The sequence below is a fragment of the Stenotrophomonas maltophilia group sp. msm1 genome, assembly GCF_032025805.1.
GTDB classification, from domain to species: Bacteria; Pseudomonadota; Gammaproteobacteria; order Xanthomonadales; family Xanthomonadaceae; genus Stenotrophomonas; species Stenotrophomonas hibiscicola.
Map to the genome: position 1 here is coordinate 1,284,787 of NZ_JAVSKH010000001.1, position 16,175 is coordinate 1,300,961.

At 63.9% G+C, this 16,175-nt stretch carries 16 protein-coding genes; 11 read left to right on the forward strand and 5 right to left on the reverse strand.

Translation table 11 applies throughout. The features are described 5' to 3' along the window. Positions 1 to 5: 5 nt before the first annotated feature. Together ROV95_RS05720 and ROV95_RS05725 are read right to left on the reverse strand one after the other, a co-directional pair. Positions 6 to 947: an electron transfer flavoprotein subunit alpha/FixB family protein gene (locus ROV95_RS05720; protein ID WP_312543454.1), complete on the reverse strand. Its 942-nt coding sequence runs from the start codon at positions 945 to 947 to the stop codon at positions 6 to 8. After that, complete coding sequence (locus tag ROV95_RS05725) at positions 947 to 1,693, reverse strand: electron transfer flavoprotein subunit beta/FixA family protein (RefSeq protein WP_012509979.1); 747 nt, start codon at positions 1,691 to 1,693, stop codon at positions 947 to 949. The genes ROV95_RS05720 and ROV95_RS05725 overlap by 1 nt, the downstream gene beginning before the upstream one ends. Before the next feature lie 262 nt (positions 1,694 to 1,955). Between ROV95_RS05725 and rfbB the strand changes: the two genes are divergently transcribed. The 8 genes from rfbB to ROV95_RS05765 all read left to right on the forward strand — a co-directional run bounded on the left by rfbB (position 1,956) and on the right by ROV95_RS05765 (position 8,386). Beyond that, positions 1,956 to 3,011, forward strand: a complete 1,056-nt coding sequence (gene rfbB / locus ROV95_RS05730; protein WP_010480669.1) for a dTDP-glucose 4,6-dehydratase — start codon at positions 1,956 to 1,958, stop codon at positions 3,009 to 3,011. A 14-nt stretch (positions 3,012 to 3,025) separates the two neighbouring features. After that, positions 3,026 to 3,913, forward strand: a complete 888-nt coding sequence (rfbA, locus tag ROV95_RS05735) for a glucose-1-phosphate thymidylyltransferase RfbA (RefSeq protein ID WP_312543455.1) — start codon at positions 3,026 to 3,028, stop codon at positions 3,911 to 3,913. Continuing rightward, positions 3,910 to 4,467 carry a dTDP-4-dehydrorhamnose 3,5-epimerase gene (gene rfbC, locus ROV95_RS05740; RefSeq protein WP_049410527.1) on the forward strand — a complete coding sequence of 186 codons (558 nt, stop codon included), beginning with the start codon at positions 3,910 to 3,912 and terminating at the stop codon, positions 4,465 to 4,467. The genes rfbA and rfbC overlap by 4 nt, the downstream gene beginning before the upstream one ends. After that, entirely contained in the window at positions 4,464 to 5,369 is a 906-nt protein-coding gene (rfbD, locus tag ROV95_RS05745; protein ID WP_049410530.1) for a dTDP-4-dehydrorhamnose reductase, read from the forward strand. Before rfbC ends, rfbD begins: the two co-directional genes overlap by 4 nt. 136 nt (positions 5,370 to 5,505) lie before the next feature. Further along, complete coding sequence (locus ROV95_RS05750) at positions 5,506 to 6,459, forward strand: UDP-glucuronic acid decarboxylase family protein (RefSeq protein WP_312543459.1); 954 nt, start codon at positions 5,506 to 5,508, stop codon at positions 6,457 to 6,459. 10 nt (positions 6,460 to 6,469) lie between these two features. Then, positions 6,470 to 7,408, forward strand: a complete 939-nt coding sequence (locus ROV95_RS05755; RefSeq protein WP_049410534.1) for a glycosyltransferase — start codon at positions 6,470 to 6,472, stop codon at positions 7,406 to 7,408. Positions 7,409 to 7,415: 7 nt separating this feature from the next. Beyond that, complete coding sequence (locus ROV95_RS05760; protein WP_225792004.1) at positions 7,416 to 7,790, forward strand: GtrA family protein; 375 nt, start codon at positions 7,416 to 7,418, stop codon at positions 7,788 to 7,790. Beyond that, positions 7,787 to 8,386, forward strand: a complete 600-nt coding sequence (locus tag ROV95_RS05765) for a hypothetical protein (protein WP_049410539.1) — start codon at positions 7,787 to 7,789, stop codon at positions 8,384 to 8,386. The genes ROV95_RS05760 and ROV95_RS05765 overlap by 4 nt, the downstream gene beginning before the upstream one ends. Before the next feature lie 135 nt (positions 8,387 to 8,521). Here ROV95_RS05765 and ROV95_RS05770 read toward each other — a convergent pair whose 3' ends face one another. From ROV95_RS05770 to ROV95_RS05780, 3 genes are all read right to left on the reverse strand, one after another. Then, positions 8,522 to 9,925 carry a mannose-1-phosphate guanylyltransferase/mannose-6-phosphate isomerase gene (locus tag ROV95_RS05770; protein ID WP_312543461.1) on the reverse strand — a complete coding sequence of 468 codons (1,404 nt, stop codon included), beginning with the start codon at positions 9,923 to 9,925 and terminating at the stop codon, positions 8,522 to 8,524. Between the two features lie 12 nt (positions 9,926 to 9,937). Continuing rightward, positions 9,938 to 11,284 carry a phosphomannomutase gene (locus ROV95_RS05775; protein ID WP_088611007.1) on the reverse strand — a complete coding sequence of 449 codons (1,347 nt, stop codon included), beginning with the start codon at positions 11,282 to 11,284 and terminating at the stop codon, positions 9,938 to 9,940. A 97-nt stretch (positions 11,285 to 11,381) separates the two neighbouring features. Continuing rightward, positions 11,382 to 14,012 carry a DEAD/DEAH box helicase gene (locus ROV95_RS05780; protein WP_312543827.1) on the reverse strand — a complete coding sequence of 877 codons (2,631 nt, stop codon included), beginning with the start codon at positions 14,010 to 14,012 and terminating at the stop codon, positions 11,382 to 11,384. A gap of 158 nt (positions 14,013 to 14,170) precedes the next feature. On the opposite strand from ROV95_RS05780, the gene ROV95_RS05785 reads away from it, so the two are divergent. Genes ROV95_RS05785 through ROV95_RS05795 form a run of 3 tightly spaced genes read left to right on the forward strand, consistent with a single transcriptional unit; the run spans position 14,171 to position 16,171 of the window. Beyond that, positions 14,171 to 14,902, forward strand: coding sequence for a CoA transferase subunit A (locus ROV95_RS05785; RefSeq protein ID WP_088611005.1), 732 nt, complete (start codon positions 14,171 to 14,173; stop codon positions 14,900 to 14,902). 1 nt (position 14,903) lies between these two features. Then, complete coding sequence (locus ROV95_RS05790; protein WP_312543464.1) at positions 14,904 to 15,536, forward strand: CoA transferase subunit B; 633 nt, start codon at positions 14,904 to 14,906, stop codon at positions 15,534 to 15,536. A 47-nt stretch (positions 15,537 to 15,583) separates the two neighbouring features. Next, positions 15,584 to 16,171, forward strand: coding sequence for an alpha-ketoglutarate-dependent dioxygenase AlkB (locus tag ROV95_RS05795; RefSeq protein ID WP_312543465.1), 588 nt, complete (start codon positions 15,584 to 15,586; stop codon positions 16,169 to 16,171). The last annotated feature ends 4 nt before the right edge of the window (positions 16,172 to 16,175 follow it).

Consider the following 16,175-nt stretch of genomic DNA (forward strand, 5'->3'; position numbering starts at 1 on the left):
AAGCATCAGCTTAGTGCCTTTTCCAGCTCCGGCAGGATCGCAAACAGATCCCCCACCAGGCCGATATCGGCGATCTCGAAGATCGGCGCATCGCCGTCCTTGTTGATCGCGACAATCGTGCCGGCATCCTTGATGCCGGTCAGGTGCTGGATGGCACCGCTGATACCCACAGCCACGTACAGTTCCGGCGCGATGATCTTGCCGGTCTGGCCAACCTGCAGGTCGCTGGGCACGTAGCCGGCATCGACCGCAGCGCGCGAGGCACCGACGGCGGCACCGAGCTTGTCAGCCAGCTGGAAGATGACCTTGAAGTTCTCTTCCGAACCGACACCACGACCACCGGAAACCACGCGCTTGGCGCTCTGCAGGTCCGGACGGTCGCTGGCACCGGCGGCCAGGCCGACGAAGCGCGTGTGGGTTGGCAGCGCGGCGTCGACGCTCGCCGCTTCAATGGCGGCGCTGCCGCCCTGGGCGGCTTCCGGCCACGACGCGGCACGCACGGTGGCAACCACGATCTGGTCGGCTGGGGCTTCCACGGTGATGATCGCATTGCCGGCGTAGATCGGGCGCTTGAAGGTGCGGCTGCCTTCGACGGTCATCAGGTCGGAGACCTGGTTGACGCCGAGCAGGGCGGCCACACACGGCATCAGGTCCTTGCCGAAGGTGGTCGACGGGCCGAACACGTGGGTGTAGCCCTTGGCCAGCTGCGCGATCTGCGGCGCCAGCACCTGGGCGATGGCCTGCGCGTTGGCGGCGTTGGCCACGGTCAGGACCTTGGCGACGCCGGCGATCTTCGCGGCTTCAGCGGCGACGGCGGCCGGATCGGCGGCCAGCACCACCACATCGATGCTGGCACCGCTGATGGCAGCGGCGGCGCTGACGGTCTTGGCGGTGGCGGCGTTGAGCTTGCCGTCGTGGTGTTCGGCGATGACGAGAATCCTGCTCATTACAGCAGCCCCTTCTGCTTGAGTGCGGCAACCAGTTCGGCCGCGTCCTTGACCATCACACCCTTGCTGCGCTTGGACGGCGCGGCGTACTGGGTGGTCTTGAAGGTGTCGGCGGCTTCAACGCCCAGATCGGCCAGCTGCAGGGTCTCCAGCGGCTTGGCCTTGGCCTTCATGATGTCCGGCAGCTTGATGAAGCGCGGCTCGTTCAGGCGCAGGTCGGTGGTGACCACGGCCGGCAGATCCACTTCCAGTGTTTCCAGACCGGCGTCGACTTCACGGGTCACCGTGGCCTTGCCGTCGGCAATCTCCAGCTTGCTGGCGAAGGTCGCCTGCGGGCGGCCCCACAGCGTGGCCAGCATCTGGCCGGTCTGGTTGGCGTCGTCGTCAATGGCCTGCTTGCCGAGGATCACCAGGTCCGGCTGTTCCTTCTCGATCAGCTTGAGCAGGGTGCGCGACGCGGTCAGCGGCTGGATGGCCTGGTCGGTGACGACATGGATGGCGCGGTTGGCGCCCATGGCCAGGCCGTTGCGCAGGTGCGCCTGGGCGTCGGCCGGGGCGATGGTGGCAACCACGACTTCGCTGGCGATGCCCTTGTCGCGCAGGCGCAAGGCTTCTTCCAGGGCGATTTCATCGAAGGGGTTGGGGGACAGCTTGACGCCGTCGGTGACCACGCCGGAACCGTCCGGCTTGACCTGAATGCGGACGTTGTAGTCCACCACGCGCTTGTACGCGACGAGGATTTTCATCTGGTACGGGGTCCTTCAGTAACAGGGAGAACGTCCGGTCCTGGAACAGCAACCGGTTCGGGGGTGGGACCCCGATTCTAGCTGGCTTGGGGTGACCATGCGAATGCGTATGGTTATGTTGCGGCGCGGCAAAAAAGCACCTCCGCGAGCGCGTGTTCACGTCACGCAGGCGATCGTGAAGGCCATCGGGATGTATCCTGTCACGCTGTGCTGGGGCGCCCGTGGGCGCTCCTTGGATGAATTTCGATCAGGAGAACAGGTAGTGCCCACATGGCTTGTCACCGGCGGCGCCGGATTCATTGGCGGTAACTTCGTTCTCGAGGCCGTCGCGCGCGGCGTCAAGGTCATCAACCTCGATGTGCTGACCTACGCCGGCAACCTGAAGACCCTGTCCAGCCTGGACGGCAACCCCAACCACCTGTTCGTGCAGGGCGATATCGGCGACCAGGCCCTGGTCGCGAACCTGCTGGCCGAACACCGGCCGGATGCCGTGGTGAACTTCGCCGCCGAAAGCCACGTTGACCGCTCCATCGACGGTCCCGGTGCCTTCATCCAGACCAATGTGGTGGGCACCCTGGGCCTGCTGGAAGCGGTCCGTGACTACTGGAAGGCGCTGCCGGCCGAACAGGGCGCGGCCTTCCGCTTCCTGCACGTGTCCACCGACGAGGTGTACGGCACTCTGGGCGAGACCGGCAAGTTCAGCGAAACCACACCGTACGCCCCGAATTCGCCGTACTCGGCGTCGAAGGCCGCTTCGGACCACCTGGTCCGTGCCTTCCACCACACCTACGGGCTGCCGGTACTGACCACCAACTGCTCCAACAACTACGGCCCGTACCACTTCCCCGAGAAGCTGATCCCGCTGGTGATCGCCAAGGCGCTGGCTGGCGAGCCGCTGCCGGTGTACGGCGATGGCAAGCAGGTGCGCGACTGGCTGTTCGTGTCCGACCACTGCGAAGCGATCCGCACCGTGCTGGCCAAGGGCCAGGTCGGCGAGACCTACAACGTCGGCGGCAACTCGGAAAAGCAGAACATCGAAGTGGTGCAGGCCATCTGTGCGCTGCTGGACCAGCGCCGCCCGCGCGCGGATGGACAGCCGCGCAGCAGCCAGATCACCTACGTCACCGACCGCCCCGGCCATGACCGCCGCTATGCGATCGATGCCTCCAAGCTGAAGAACGACCTGGGCTGGGAACCGGCCTACACCTTCGAGCAGGGCATCACGTTCACCGTCGACTGGTACCTGGACAACCAGGAATGGGTCAACGGCGTGCTGGATGGCAGCTACCGCCTGCAGCGCATCGGCACTGCCGCCTGAGGCCGGGAGATAACATGACGCAACGTAAGGGCATCATCCTGGCCGGCGGTTCCGGCACCCGGCTGTATCCGATCACCAAGGGCGTCAGCAAGCAGCTGTTGCCGGTGTACGACAAGCCGATGATCTACTACCCGCTCAGCGTGCTGATGCTGGCGGGCATCCGCGAAGTGTTGATCATCAATACTCCGCACGAACAGGCGCTGTTCCAGCAGCTGCTGGGCGACGGTTCGCAATGGGGCATGGACATCCAGTACGCGGTGCAGCCGAGTCCGGATGGCCTGGCCCAGGCCTACCTGATCGGCCGCGACTTCGTCGCCGGCAAGCCGAGCTGCCTGGTGCTGGGCGACAACATCTTCCACGGCCACGGCCTGCGCGAGGTGCTCAAGCGTGCAGACGACCGCGTGCACGGCTCGACCGTGTTCGGCTACTGGGTGAATGATCCGGAGCGCTACGGCGTGGCCGAGTTCGACCAGAGCGGCAAGGTGATCGATCTGGTGGAGAAGCCGGAGAAGCCGCGCTCCAACTATGCGGTGACCGGCCTGTACTTCTATGATGGCAAGGCCAGCGATTACGCGGCCGAACTGAAGCCGTCGCCGCGTGGTGAGCTGGAGATCACCGATCTCAACAAGCGCTACCTGGAAGAAGGCAATCTTCACCTGGAAGCGCTCGGCCGTGGCTATGCGTGGCTGGATACCGGCACACACCAGTCGCTGCTGGAAGCCTCCAACTTCATCGAGACCATCCAGACCCGCCAGGGCCTGCAGGTCTGCTGCCCGGAAGAAATCGCGTTTGGCCAGGGCTGGATCACCGCCGAACAGCTGGAGGCACTCGCCGCGCCGCTGATCAAGAATGGCTACGGCCAGTACCTGCACACGCTCGCCCAGCGTGGAGTCGTTCCGTGAAAGTAATTGAAACCAAGTTGCCCGGCTGCGTGGTGATCGAGCCGGCCGTGTTCGGCGATGCCCGCGGTTATTTCTTTGAAACCTGGAATGCCGAGCGTTTCGCCGCGCTGGGCCTGCCGGATCGTTTCGTGCAGAGCAACGTGTCCACCTCGGCGCAGGGCGTGCTGCGTGGCCTGCATTACCAGTGGCCGCGCCCGCAGGGCAAGCTGGTCAGCGTGCTGGAAGGCGAGGTCTATGACGTGGCCGTGGACATCCGCCGCGGCTCGCCGACCTTCGGCCAGTGGGAAGCGGTGGTGCTGAGCGCGGAGAACAAGAAGCAGTTCTGGATTCCGGAAGGCTTCGCCCACGGCTTTGCTGTACTGTCCGAGCGCGCGGTGTTCAGCTATCTGTGCACCGAGGTCTACCTGAAGGACTTCGATGCAGGCGTGCGCTGGAACGATGCGGATATCGCCGTGGACTGGCCGGTCAGTGCACCGACGCTGTCGGCCAAGGACGAGAACGCGCTCTTCCTGAAGGACATTGCCGAAGACCGCCTGCCGGTTTACGCGCCATGACCGTGCTGGTCTTTGGCGGCAACGGCCAGGTCGGCCAGGAGCTGCTGCGCGCGCTGGCGCCCCTGGGCAAGGTGGTTGCAACCACCCGTAGCGGCGTCCTGCCTGATGGCAGCCCCTGTGAAACCGCTGATTTCGGCCAGCCTGACAGCCTGACAGCCCTGCTGGACCGGCTGCGGCCGTCGGTGGTGGTCAATGCCGCGGCCTACACGGCGGTGGATCGCGCCGAACAGGACGCCGAGGCCGCGTTCGCGGCCAACTCGCAGGCACCGGGTGTGATCGCGCGCTGGTGCGCGGCGCATGGCGTGCCCTTCGTGCATTACTCCACCGACTACGTGTTCGACGGTCAGGGCAGTGCGCCCTACCGCGAAGACGAAGCGACCGCGCCGCTGGGCGTCTATGGCACCAGCAAGCGGGATGGCGAAGACGCCGTGCGCGCCGCCGGTGGTCGTCACCTGATCTTCCGCACGGCGTGGGTGTATGCCTCGCACGGTGCCAATTTCCTGCGCACGATGTTGCGGGTGGGCGCCGAGCGCGACCAGCTGCGTGTGGTGGCCGACCAGATCGGCACGCCGACCCCGGCCGCGCTGATCGCCGATGTCACTGCGCAGGCGCTGCAGTATCCGGATCCGTTGTCCGGTACCTGGCACCTGACCGCCAGTGGCCAGACCAGCTGGCACGGTTTTGCCGAGGCGATCTTCGCGGAGGCTCTGTCTTCGGGCGTGCTGTCGAAGGCGCCGTCGGTCGAGGCGATTCCCAGTTCCGAGTATCCGACCCCGGCCAAACGTCCGGCCTGGTCGGTGCTGGACAACCGCAAGCTGCAGCAGGATTTCGGCATCGTGCTGCCGGCCTGGCAGGATGGCCTGAAGCGGGTGATGACTGAGCTGGTACCGGCCAACGGCTGAGGTGTGGGGAGTACGCTCGGTTTGCCGGAGGCGACTCCTTGTTTTCGCATACAATCACCGCGATCAGTCTGTGCCTATCCATGTGTACAGTCCCATTCGCCTCCATGGTCGCAACTTCAAAATGCCGAGGTCAGCTTTGAAACTTGAAGAGCAAAAACGCATTCTGGTTACCGGTGGTGCCGGTTTCCTCGGTTCCCACCTTTGCGATCGGCTGATCGAGGCTGGGCACGATGTTCTCTGCGTGGACAATTTCTACACCGGAAGCAAGGCCAATGTTCAGGGTCTGCTGGACCATCCCCGCTTTGAGTTGATGCGACACGACGTCACATTTCCCCTGTATGTCGAAGTGGACCGCATCTTCAACCTGGCTTGCCCCGCCTCGCCCGTGCATTATCAGTACGATCCGGTGCAGACCACCAAGACCAGTGTCCACGGAGCCATCAACATGCTTGGCCTGGCCAAGCGTGTTGGGGCGCGCATCCTCCAGGCAAGTACCAGCGAGGTCTACGGTGATCCCGAGATCCATCCGCAGGTCGAAGGCTACTGGGGACGCGTGAACCCGATCGGCATCCGCAGCTGTTATGACGAGGGCAAGCGCTGTGCGGAGACCTTGTTCTTCGACTACTGGCGTCAACATCAGTTGGAGATCAAGGTGATGCGGATCTTCAATACCTATGGCCCGCGCATGCATCCAAGTGATGGGCGGGTGGTGAGCAATTTCATTGTACAGGCGCTCAAAGGTGAGCCTATTACGATCTACGGCGATGGTACACAGACCCGTAGCTTCTGCTATGTCGATGACCTGGTGGAGGGGATGTTGCGTCTGATGGATTCCCCCGCCGATTTCACTGGTCCAGTCAACATCGGCAATCCCGGCGAATTTACGATGCTGGAGCTGGCTGAGACGGTTCTGCGCCTTGTCGGCGGGCACTCGACCATCGAGTTCCGCCCGTTGCCTTCGGACGATCCGAAACAGCGTCAGCCCGACATCAGTCTTGCAAAGTCAACGTTCGACTGGGAGCCGAAGGTCTGTCTTGAGGATGGCCTGAAGGAAACCATCGCATATTTCCGTCACCGCCTGCAGGCATGAGGAAGAACTGATGCGCAAGGTCGTGGTGATGCCCGTGTACGAGGACTTGGAAGCGTCATCCAAGTTGTTCCTTGAGATTGCCCGAACGCAGGGGCTCGACACCTACATCGTGGCTGTCGATGACGGATCCGTGCGTCAGCCCCTTGATGTTTCGGCAATTCGGGCTGCGGCCCTTGATGGTGTGGTGATCAAGTTGCGCCGCAATGTAGGGCATCAACGCGCGATCGCAATTGGTCTTAGTTATGTAGCCGAGCACTTCGGGGATGATGTGGTTGTAGTTGCCATGGATTCCGATGGCGAAGATACGCCGGAAAGCATGACCGAGCTGGTTTCAGCGCTGGATTCGCCCGAGGTGGATGTGGTCGTCGCGAGTCGGAAAAGTCGAGTGGAATCCTTGAAGTTCAAGGCTTTCTATGTTGTATACAAGATGCTGTTCTCGCTTCTCAGTGGGCGCCGGATCAGTTTTGGCAACTTCATGGCAGCCAAGATGCCTGCAGTCCGTCGACTGGCCTCGATGCAGGAGTTGTGGACTCACGTCGCTGCTGCTGTGCTGGGGTCGAAGTTGCGGGTGCAGACCTGCTCGCTGGATCGGGGGCCGCGTTATGCGGGCCGCAGCAAGATGAATTTCGTCGGTTTGGCATTGCATGGCTTCCGTGCGCTGATGGTCTTTGCGGAGGACGTGCTCGTGCGTGTGGGTATTGCGTGCACACTGGTTGCAGGACTATCGGTCTGCGGTGGCGTTCTTGCTCTGCTCCTTAAAGCTCTCGGGTTCGCGACTCCGGGTTGGTTTTCTCTTGCGTTTGGAATCCTCTTGCTGGTGTTTCTGCAGACCGCTGCGTTGACGCTGATCATTCTGATGCTTTCGGGCATGATCCGTAGCGGGGGCGTCTTGGTTGCAGGGAGCTACCGGGAGTTCGTTGCAGAGATTCAGTATGCCGGCCGGCAGTGAGCGACTGTTGTCCGGCCAGTTCGTTCGCTACGTCATCAACGGAGTCGTAGCTACGGTCGTGCACTATGGGGTGCTGCATTTCAATATTGAAGTTCTCCAGATTCCTGTCGCGGGCATTGCCAATGCGATAGCCGCAGTTTTCGGTATCGCTGTCTCCTTCGTCGGTAATCGCTATTTCGTCTTCCACGGTCAGCAGGGCAGTCTGCTCAAGCAGGGCTCGCTGTTCCTGGTCGTGTATGTTGCGATAGCAGCGTTGCATGCCCTAGTGATGTACATCTGGGCAGATCGATTGGGATACGACTATCGCATTGGATTTCTCATAGCAACTGCGGTGCAGATGGCTTTCAGTTTCATAGCGAATAAACTTTTGGTGTTCAAATGAACAAGTACTTGCGGGCAGGTTTGGCAACTGCCGTCTTCATTGTTGCGCTGCTGCTCACGTACTACATCCATATGCGGTACTTCCGGGTCAACGTAGTTTTCTATGCCAGCGTGCTTGATGCGGCGATCGCATTGGTACTCGTGTTTGGCACGCTTCATTTATTCAAATGGTTCAGTGAATTCAGCAAGCTCGAGTTGATTCAGCTCGCTACAATCTGGTTGCTTGGCGGGTACTTGTTCGCAATTTCAGTGCCGACCGTCATTGATCGTTCGCTGTCGTTTTACATTCTTGAGAAGTTGCAGCAGCGAGGGGGAGGGATCCGGGAGGATGCGTTCCGTGAAGTTTTTACGGATGAGTACGTGCGAGAGCACCACCTGGTAGAAGTGCGCCTGACGGAGCAGTTGCAGTCCGGCACCATCGAGATCCAGCGCGGTTGTGTGAAGTTGACGGAGCGCGGTGAGAGGTTGGCATCTTTCAGTCGTTTCTACAGGAAGAATCTGCTGCCGACTCATAGGCTGTTGATGGGTCAGTACACCGATGCGCTTACTGATCCATTCCGAGACAGTCAGATGAGCAAAGACTACCGGTGCCAATAGTGTCGCTTTTTCGGTTGTCAGCCTGACACACCCTTAGTGGTCTCACTTTGCAACTGATCAACGAAAAAGCCAGGGTCATTGACCCTGGCTTTTCTCTGTAACGCCCTTGGCCGGTTGCAGGATTGGCAACCCACCTCAACTGCGCCCGTAGGTATCCTCGAAGCGCACGATGTCATCCTCGCCCAGGTAGCTGCCCGACTGTACTTCGATCAGTTCCAGCGGCAGTTTTCCGGGGTTGCGCAGGCGGTGGGTCACGCCCAGCGGAATGTAGGTGCTCTGGTTCTCGCTGAGCAGGATCACTTCATCGCCACGGGTCACCTCGGCGGTGCCGCTGACCACGATCCAGTGCTCGGCGCGATGGTGGTGCATCTGCAGGCTGAGCGTGCCACCGGGCTTGACCGTGATGCGCTTGACCTGGAAGCGCTCGCCGTTGTCGATCGAATCGTAGGCGCCCCACGGGCGATAGACCTTGCGATGCCAGGTGGCCTCGCTGCGGCCTTCGGCCTTCAGCTGTGCCACCACGGTCTTGACCTCCTGCATGCGGTCGGCTTTGCCGACCAGCACCGCGTCGTCGGTCTCGACGACAATCACGTCATCCAGGCCGACCAGCGCCACCAGGCGCTGTGCATAGGCATAGGTGTTGCGGCAGTCGATGGCGATCACATCGCCCTGGTGGGCGTTGCCATCGCCGTCCTGCTGCGAGACATCGCGCAGCGCCGTCCACGAGCCGACATCGTTCCAGCCGGCGTCCAGCGGAATCACCACGGCGTCTGCGGTTTTTTCCATCACCGCGTAGTCGATGGAGTCGGAAGGAACCGCAGCGAAGGCGTCCTTGTCCAGACGGGTGAAATCCGAATCGCGACGGGCCTGCTGCCAGGCCTGGCGGCTGCCGGCCAGCATGTCGGGCTGGACGTGCTCAAGTTCCTGCAGGTAGCGCGAGGCCTTGAACAGGAACATGCCGCTGTTCCAGTAATACTGGCCGCTGCTGACGTAACCGGTGGCGGTCTCAAGGTCGGGCTTTTCGACAAAGCGCTCGACCGCACGCAGGCCCTGGCCATCGGCGGCCTTGATATAGCCGTAGCCGGTTTCCGGACCGGTCGGGACGATGCCGAAGGTCACCAGCTTGCCGGTTTCGGCGGCACTGGCGGCGGCCTGCACGGCGCTGCGGAAGGCGGCTTCATCGGTGATCACATGGTCCGAGGGCAGCACCAGCAGCAGCGCATCGGCGCCGTCGCGGGTGGCCTCCAGGGCTGCGACCGCGATCGCCGGCGCCGTATTGCGGCCCACCGGCTCCAGGATGATGCCAGCCGGCTCGGCGCCGACCTGCTGCAGCTGCTCGGCAGCGACGAAGCGGTGCTCCTCGTTGGCGATCACCAGCGGGCCATGCGCGGCGATGGGAGCGACGCGCTGCCAGGTGGCCTGCAGCATCGTCAGCTCGCTGGCCAACGGCAGGAACTGCTTGGGGTAGGACTCGCGCGACAGCGGCCACAGGCGGGTGCCGGAGCCACCGGACAGAATGACGGGCTGGATGATGCTCATGGTCGTCCTTGGTTACTGCTGAAGGAGGTGGGAAATTTCATCAGTGCGGGCCTGCATCAGCCCTGCGTCGCCGCGGGCTTCAACGTTCAGGCGCAGCAGCGGCTCGGTGTTGGAGCTGCGCAGGTTGAAGCGCCAGTCGCCGAAGTCGGCACTGATGCCGTCGGTGTGGTCCAGTACCGGCGCTTGCGCCGCGAAGTGCGCCATGACGCGGGCCACAGCGGCCTTGGCATCGGCCACCTTGAAGTTGATCTCGCCACTGCACGGATAGGCCGCCATGCGGTCTTCGACCCAGTCGGCCAGCGAGCGGCCGCTTTCGGAAATCAGCTGGGCGATCAGCAGCCACGGGATCATGCCGGAGTCGGCATAGGCGAATTCGCGGAAGTAGTGATGGGCGCTCATCTCGCCGCCATACACTGCATCCTCGGCGCGCATCTTTTCCTTGATGAAGGCGTGGCCGCTCTTGCACTGCACCGGTACACCGCCGGCCTGCTCGACCATGTCCACGGTGTTCCAGACCAGGCGCGGGTCATGCACGACCTTGCCGCCCGGGTTACGCGCCAGGATCGCCTTGGCCAGCAGGCCCACCAGGTAGTAGCCCTCGATGAAACGGCCGGTATGGTCGAAGAAGAAGCAACGGTCGAAGTCACCATCCCAGGCAATGCCGAAATCCGCGCCGTGTTCGCGCACCGCGTCGGCAGTGGCGGCGCGGTTCTCCGGCAGAAGCGGGTTGGGAATGCCGTTGGGGAAGCTGCCGTCCGGTTCGTGGCAGATGCGGATGAACTCGAACGGCAGGTGCGGTGCCAGCAGGTCGACGATGGCACCGGCGCCGCCGTTACCGGCGTTGACCACCAGCTTCAGCGGCCGCAGCTTGCCGGCGTCGACATAGCTCAGCAGGTGCTGGATGTACGCGCTCTTGTCGTGCCGGGCGCTCTGCGCGGCACGCGGCGGTTGCGCCGCGGACGTATCGGCGGCAACCGCATCGGAAATCGCGAACAGGCCGGTATCGGAGCTGATCGGCCGGGCATTCTCCTTGACCAGCTTCATGCCGTTGTAATCCATCGGGTTGTGGCTGGCGGTGACCATCACGCCGCCTGCCGCGCCCAGATGGTCGGTCTGGAAATAGACTTCTTCCGTGCCGCACAGGCCGATGTCGATCACCTCGCGCCCGGTACCACGCAGGCCGGTGGCCAGTGAATCCTGCAGCGCCGGGCTGGTCAGGCGCACATCGTGGCCGAGGACCACTGGACCGGGAGCGAGCTGCGCGGCCAAGGCGACGCCGATGCGGCGGGCCAGGTCTTCGTTCAGTTCTTCCGGCACACGGCCGCGGATATCGTAGGCCTTGAAGGCGGGCAGGGGCATCGATCAGTTCCTTTGTGAGCTCAGTCCCCAATTGTAGTCCCAGTCATGTATGGGAATCGTTTCCATCGGGGAACGCCACCTGACTGGCGTCCGGAGGTCAGCTTCGTGTCGACCGCTTGCCCGCTTTGCGCAAACGCTTGCCGGGCAGGCCCGGCAACGGCGCCAGCAGCGCCTGCACGTCTTCTTCGCTGAAGCGTGGCCCCGTAGCGCCGCCGCCTTCGAGAATCGAGTCGGCCAGCGTGGCCTTGCGCTCCTGCAGCTCGGCAATCCGTTCTTCGATGCTGCCTGCGGCGATCAGCCGGTAAACGAACACCGGCTGCTGCTGGCCGATGCGATGGGCGCGATCGCTGGCCTGGTTTTCGGCCGCCGGATTCCACCACGGGTCGAAGTGGATGACGGTATCGGCGGCGGTCAGGTTCAACCCGACGCCACCTGCCCTCAGGCTGATCAGGAATACCGGCACCTCGCCCTGCATGAAGCGCTGCACCGGCGTGGCCCGGTCCCGGGTGTCGCCGGTCAGGGTCACATAGGCCAAGCCCAGCTGATCCAGTGCCTGCGCGATCAGCGCGAGCATGCCGGTGAACTGCGAGAACAGCAGGATGCGCCGGCCTTCCTCGACCATCGACGGCAGCATCTCGCGCAGCAGGTCCAGCTTGGCTGAGCCCGCATTGCGCGCCGGCGCATCACCAGGCAGCAGGCGCGGATCGCAGCAGACCTGGCGCAGCTTCAGCAACGCATCCAGTACCACGATGTGGCTGCGCGCCAGCCCGGTGCCGCTGATGGCTTCGCGCACCTGCTTTTCCATCGCTGCGCGCACGGTTTCATAGAGATCACGCTGGCCGCTCTCCATTTCCACCGCGCGGGTAATGACGGTCTTGGGCGGAAGCTCTGACGCCACCTGGTCCTTGCGCCGGCGCAGTATGAACGGACGCAGCCGTTGCGCCAGCAAGGTGGCGCGGCGGTGGTCGCTGCCACGTTCGATCGGATGGCGCCAATGCTGGTTGAACTGTTTCTCGCTGCCTAGCAGGCCGGGCAGCAGGAAGTCGAACTGCGTCCACAGTTCGCCCAGGTGGTTTTCCAGCGGCGTGCCGGTCAGGCACAGCCGGTGGCGCGCCTGCAGCGTGCGCAGGGTGATGGCCGCGCGTGACTTCGGATTCTTCACCTGCTGGGCTTCATCCAGAATCAGCAGATGGTAGGTATGTGCCTGCAGCGCCTGCTCGTCGCGCCACAGCAGAGGATAGGTGGTCAGTACAAGGTCGTGCCCGGGAATCGCCTCGAACAGCGTTTCACGTGCCGGCCCGTGCAGGGTCAGCACGCGCAGGCCCGGGGTGAAGCGTGCCGCTTCGCTCTGCCAGTTGTGCAGCAGCGAAGTGGGCACCACCAGCAGCGCCGGACGGTCCAGGCGACCGGCTTCCTTCTCGACCAGCACATGCGCCAGCGTCTGCACGGTTTTGCCCAGGCCCATGTCATCGGCCAGTACGCCCCCCAGGCCCTGCTGGCGCAGGTACTGCAGCCACGACAGGCCTTCGCGCTGATAGGCACGCAGCGTTGCCACCAGCCCTGCCGGCGGCGGCACTTCGCCCACTGCGGGTGCCTGCATCAGCCGCTGCACCAGTGCCTGGGTGTCCTTGCGCCCCCGGAACTGAAGGCGCGCCGTGTCCTGCAGCGCCTGCAGGCGGCCACGGTCAAGCGCAGACAGGCGCAGCGGCGCGCCACGCTGGGCGAACAGGTCCGCCAACAGGGCCATGATCGGTTTCAGTCGTGCGGCCCGCAATGCCAGGCGCGCGTTGTCGCCCGTCGTCAACAGGATGTTCTCATCGTCGCCGATGGCGTCCAGCTGGCCACGCATCCATCGGGGATCGGACTGCAGCACCTGCTGCAGCAGCGGAACCATCGACACGTTGCGGCCTTCCACCTGGATGTCCAGGCCCAGGTTGAACCAGCCCGCATCCGCCGGGTCCGCCTGGATGTCCAGGTCGATCTCATCCACCCGGGTGATGCGATGGCGGAAATCGTCGTCCGTCTCCACCTTCCAGCCCAAGGCTTCCAGGCGCGGTACGTCGTCCAGCAGGAACCGTGTCCAGTCATGGGTGCGCAGCTGGAACTGAGGTCCTGCGCCCTCCAATGGCGCCCGCGGCGCCGTGTCGCGGTGCAGCCCCACCGTGCGCAGCTCGGCCTCGCGCCGTGATTCCTCGGCCAGGTCGCGGGGCAGCAGCGCAAGCTGGCCCTCCGGATCGTGTGCGAACAGGCTCGGATCATCCAGGAACCGCACGTGCTCGTCGTATTCGAAGGCCACGGTGGCGATATCGGCCCATTGCGAAGGGTCGCGTGGGCCGAGCCACGGCGGACGGAACTCGACCGTATGCAGGCGCAGGACGGGGGTCATCGAACGGATCAGCAGCGTTGGCAGCGTGCTGCTGTCGTCGGGCATGGGGGGCGTATGGTCGATCTGCTGCAGCATCTGCGCCAGCACAGCCGCCACGTGCATGCAGTCGTGGCCGAGCGGGCAGGAACACCGGTTGCGCAGCAGGCTGCGCGGATGGCGAAGACTGGCGGCCAGGTCGATCTCCACCCGGTAGGAGTACTTGGCCGGGATCTTTACCTCAGCGACCAGAATGTCACCGAACAGACGCATGCTATGGACTTCCGACAGGCCATGGTCGCTCATTTCCAGCGTCCGGCCTTCCAGCCAGCGGAGCAGGTCTTCTTCGGTGTAGGTATGGGCCATCAACGAGGGTGGGGCGGGCACGGGGCCGGCCATTGGCAGGGGAACCCGGCATTCTACGGAACCCTGTGCGATGCCCGTGCAATGCTGCGGCGCATCCAGGCCCTTCGCCGCCCTCCAGCTAGAATGCGGTCATCCTCAACGTGCAGGGTAGTACAGCAATGCAGCAATCGACTTCCACCGGCAAGCGCAGCAAGCGTTTCGCCAGTGCGGCGGAGGCCCTGCAAGGGGTGGTCGCCGATGGCCAGACGCTGGCCGTGGGCGGCTTCGGCCTGTGTGGCATTCCCGAGGCATTGATCGCGGCGCTGCGCGACAGTGGCGTCAAGGGCCTGACCGTGATCTCCAACAATGCCGGCGTCGATGGTTTCGGCCTGGGCCAGCTGCTGGAAACGCGGCAGATCAAGAAGATGATTTCGTCCTACGTGGGCGAGAACAAGGAGTTCGAACGGCAGTTCCTGGCCGGCGAGCTCGAGCTGGAGTTCAACCCGCAGGGCACCCTGGCCGAGCGGCTGCGTGCCGGTGGCGCAGGTATTCCGGCGTTCTTCACTGCCACCGGCTACGGTACGGTGGTGGCCGAGGGCAAGGAGACCCGCGAGTTCGACGGCAAGCACTACGTGATGGAAACTGCGCTGCGCGCCGACGTGGCGCTGGTCAAGGCCTGGAAGGCCGACGAGGCTGGCAACCTGGTGTTCCGCAAGACCGCGCGCAACTTCAACCCGGCCTGCGCGATGGCCGGCAAGGTCTGCATCGTGGAAGTGGAGGACGTGGTGCCGGTCGGTGCGATTGATCCGGACCAGGTTCACCTGCCGGGCATCTATGTGCACCGCATCGTGCACAACGCGCATCCTGAGAAGCGAATCGAACAGCGCACCATCCGCGCGGAGGGCAACTGACATGGCGTGGACCCGCGATGAAATGGCGGCCCGTGCCGCCCAGGAACTGACCGATGGCGCCTACGTGAACCTTGGCATCGGCCTGCCGACCCTGGTCGCCAACCACATTCCCGACGGCGTGGATGTGTGGCTGCAGTCGGAGAACGGCCTGCTCGGCATTGGCCCGTTCCCGACCGACGCCGAGGTCGACGCCGACCTGATCAACGCCGGCAAGCAGACGGTCACCGCACGTGCGGGCGCCAGCTACTTCGGCAGCCACGACAGCTTCGCGATGATCCGCGGTGGCCACGTCAACCTGGCCATCCTCGGCGCCATGCAGGTCACCGACAAGGGCGACCTGGCCAACTGGATGGTGCCCGGCAAGATGGTCAAGGGCATGGGCGGCGCGATGGACCTGGTCGCCGGCGTGCAGCGCGTGGTGGTACTGATGGAGCAAACCGCCAAGAACGGCGAGCACAAGATCCTGGCCGAATGCACGCTGCCGCTGACCGGCGTCGGCGTGGTCGACCGCATCATCACCGACCTGGCCGTGTTCGACGTCACCGATGCTGGTCTGGTGCTGGTGGAAGCGGCGCCGGGTGTCAGCAATGACGAACTGAAGGAAAAAACGGGCGTGGCGTTCGCGCGCCGCTGACGTTCCGGGGCGGCCTTCGGTCGCCCCCCCTTTCCCTTGGGGCGCCCATGCTGTTCCCCCACGACCTTCCCGATGCCGACGTCCGCCACCTCCCGGCCTGGCTGTCTCCCGCCGAGGCCGATGCCTTGCAGCGCGATCTGCAAGCCGGCGTGCCGTGGGAGGTGCATCGCATCCGCATGTTCGGCAGCTGGGTGGATTCGCCACGGTTGAGCTGCTGGATAGGTGATCCGCAGGCGCGCTATCGCTACTCGGGGGCAGAATTCGTGCCGCACCCGTGGCCGCCGTCCCTGCAGGGCATGCGCGAGCGCCTGCAGGACGATGGCTTCGGCCGCTTCAACAGCGTGCTGCTGAACCGCTATCGCGGCGGCGGCGACTACATGGGATGGCACAGCGATGACGAGCCGGAGTTGGGTCCGGCCCCGGTGATTGCGTCGCTGAGTCTGGGCGCATGGCGTCGATTCCTGCTGCGCCGGCGCGATGATCCGGCGCGCAAGGCCGAGTACCTGCTCGGCCATGGCGATCTGCTGGTAATGGCGGGGCAGACGCAGAGGTTCTACCAGCACGCGCTTCCGAAGATGGCGCGGGTGCAGGGTGAGCGGATCAACCTGACGTTCCGCTGGATTGCGCCGCGCTGATCGA

Coding starts and splice junctions, on each gene's coding strand:
- ROV95_RS05720 (WP_312543454.1), bottom strand. CDS start 947: ATGAGCAGGATTCTCGTCATCGCCGAACACCACGACGGCAAGCTCAAC.
- ROV95_RS05725 (WP_012509979.1), bottom strand. CDS start 1,693: ATGAAAATCCTCGTCGCGTACAAGCGCGTGGTGGACTACAACGTCCGC.
- rfbA (WP_312543455.1), top strand. CDS start 3,026: ATGACGCAACGTAAGGGCATCATCCTGGCCGGCGGTTCCGGCACCCGG.
- rfbD (WP_049410530.1), top strand. CDS start 4,464: ATGACCGTGCTGGTCTTTGGCGGCAACGGCCAGGTCGGCCAGGAGCTG.
- ROV95_RS05755 (WP_049410534.1), top strand. CDS start 6,470: ATGCGCAAGGTCGTGGTGATGCCCGTGTACGAGGACTTGGAAGCGTCA.
- ROV95_RS05765 (WP_049410539.1), top strand. CDS start 7,787: ATGAACAAGTACTTGCGGGCAGGTTTGGCAACTGCCGTCTTCATTGTT.
- ROV95_RS05770 (WP_312543461.1), bottom strand. CDS start 9,925: ATGAGCATCATCCAGCCCGTCATTCTGTCCGGTGGCTCCGGCACCCGC.
- ROV95_RS05775 (WP_088611007.1), bottom strand. CDS start 11,284: ATGCCCCTGCCCGCCTTCAAGGCCTACGATATCCGCGGCCGTGTGCCG.
- ROV95_RS05780 (WP_312543827.1), bottom strand. CDS start 14,012: ATGGCCCATACCTACACCGAAGAAGACCTGCTCCGCTGGCTGGAAGGC.
- ROV95_RS05785 (WP_088611005.1), top strand. CDS start 14,171: ATGCAGCAATCGACTTCCACCGGCAAGCGCAGCAAGCGTTTCGCCAGT.
- ROV95_RS05790 (WP_312543464.1), top strand. CDS start 14,904: ATGGCGTGGACCCGCGATGAAATGGCGGCCCGTGCCGCCCAGGAACTG.
- ROV95_RS05795 (WP_312543465.1), top strand. CDS start 15,584: ATGCTGTTCCCCCACGACCTTCCCGATGCCGACGTCCGCCACCTCCCG.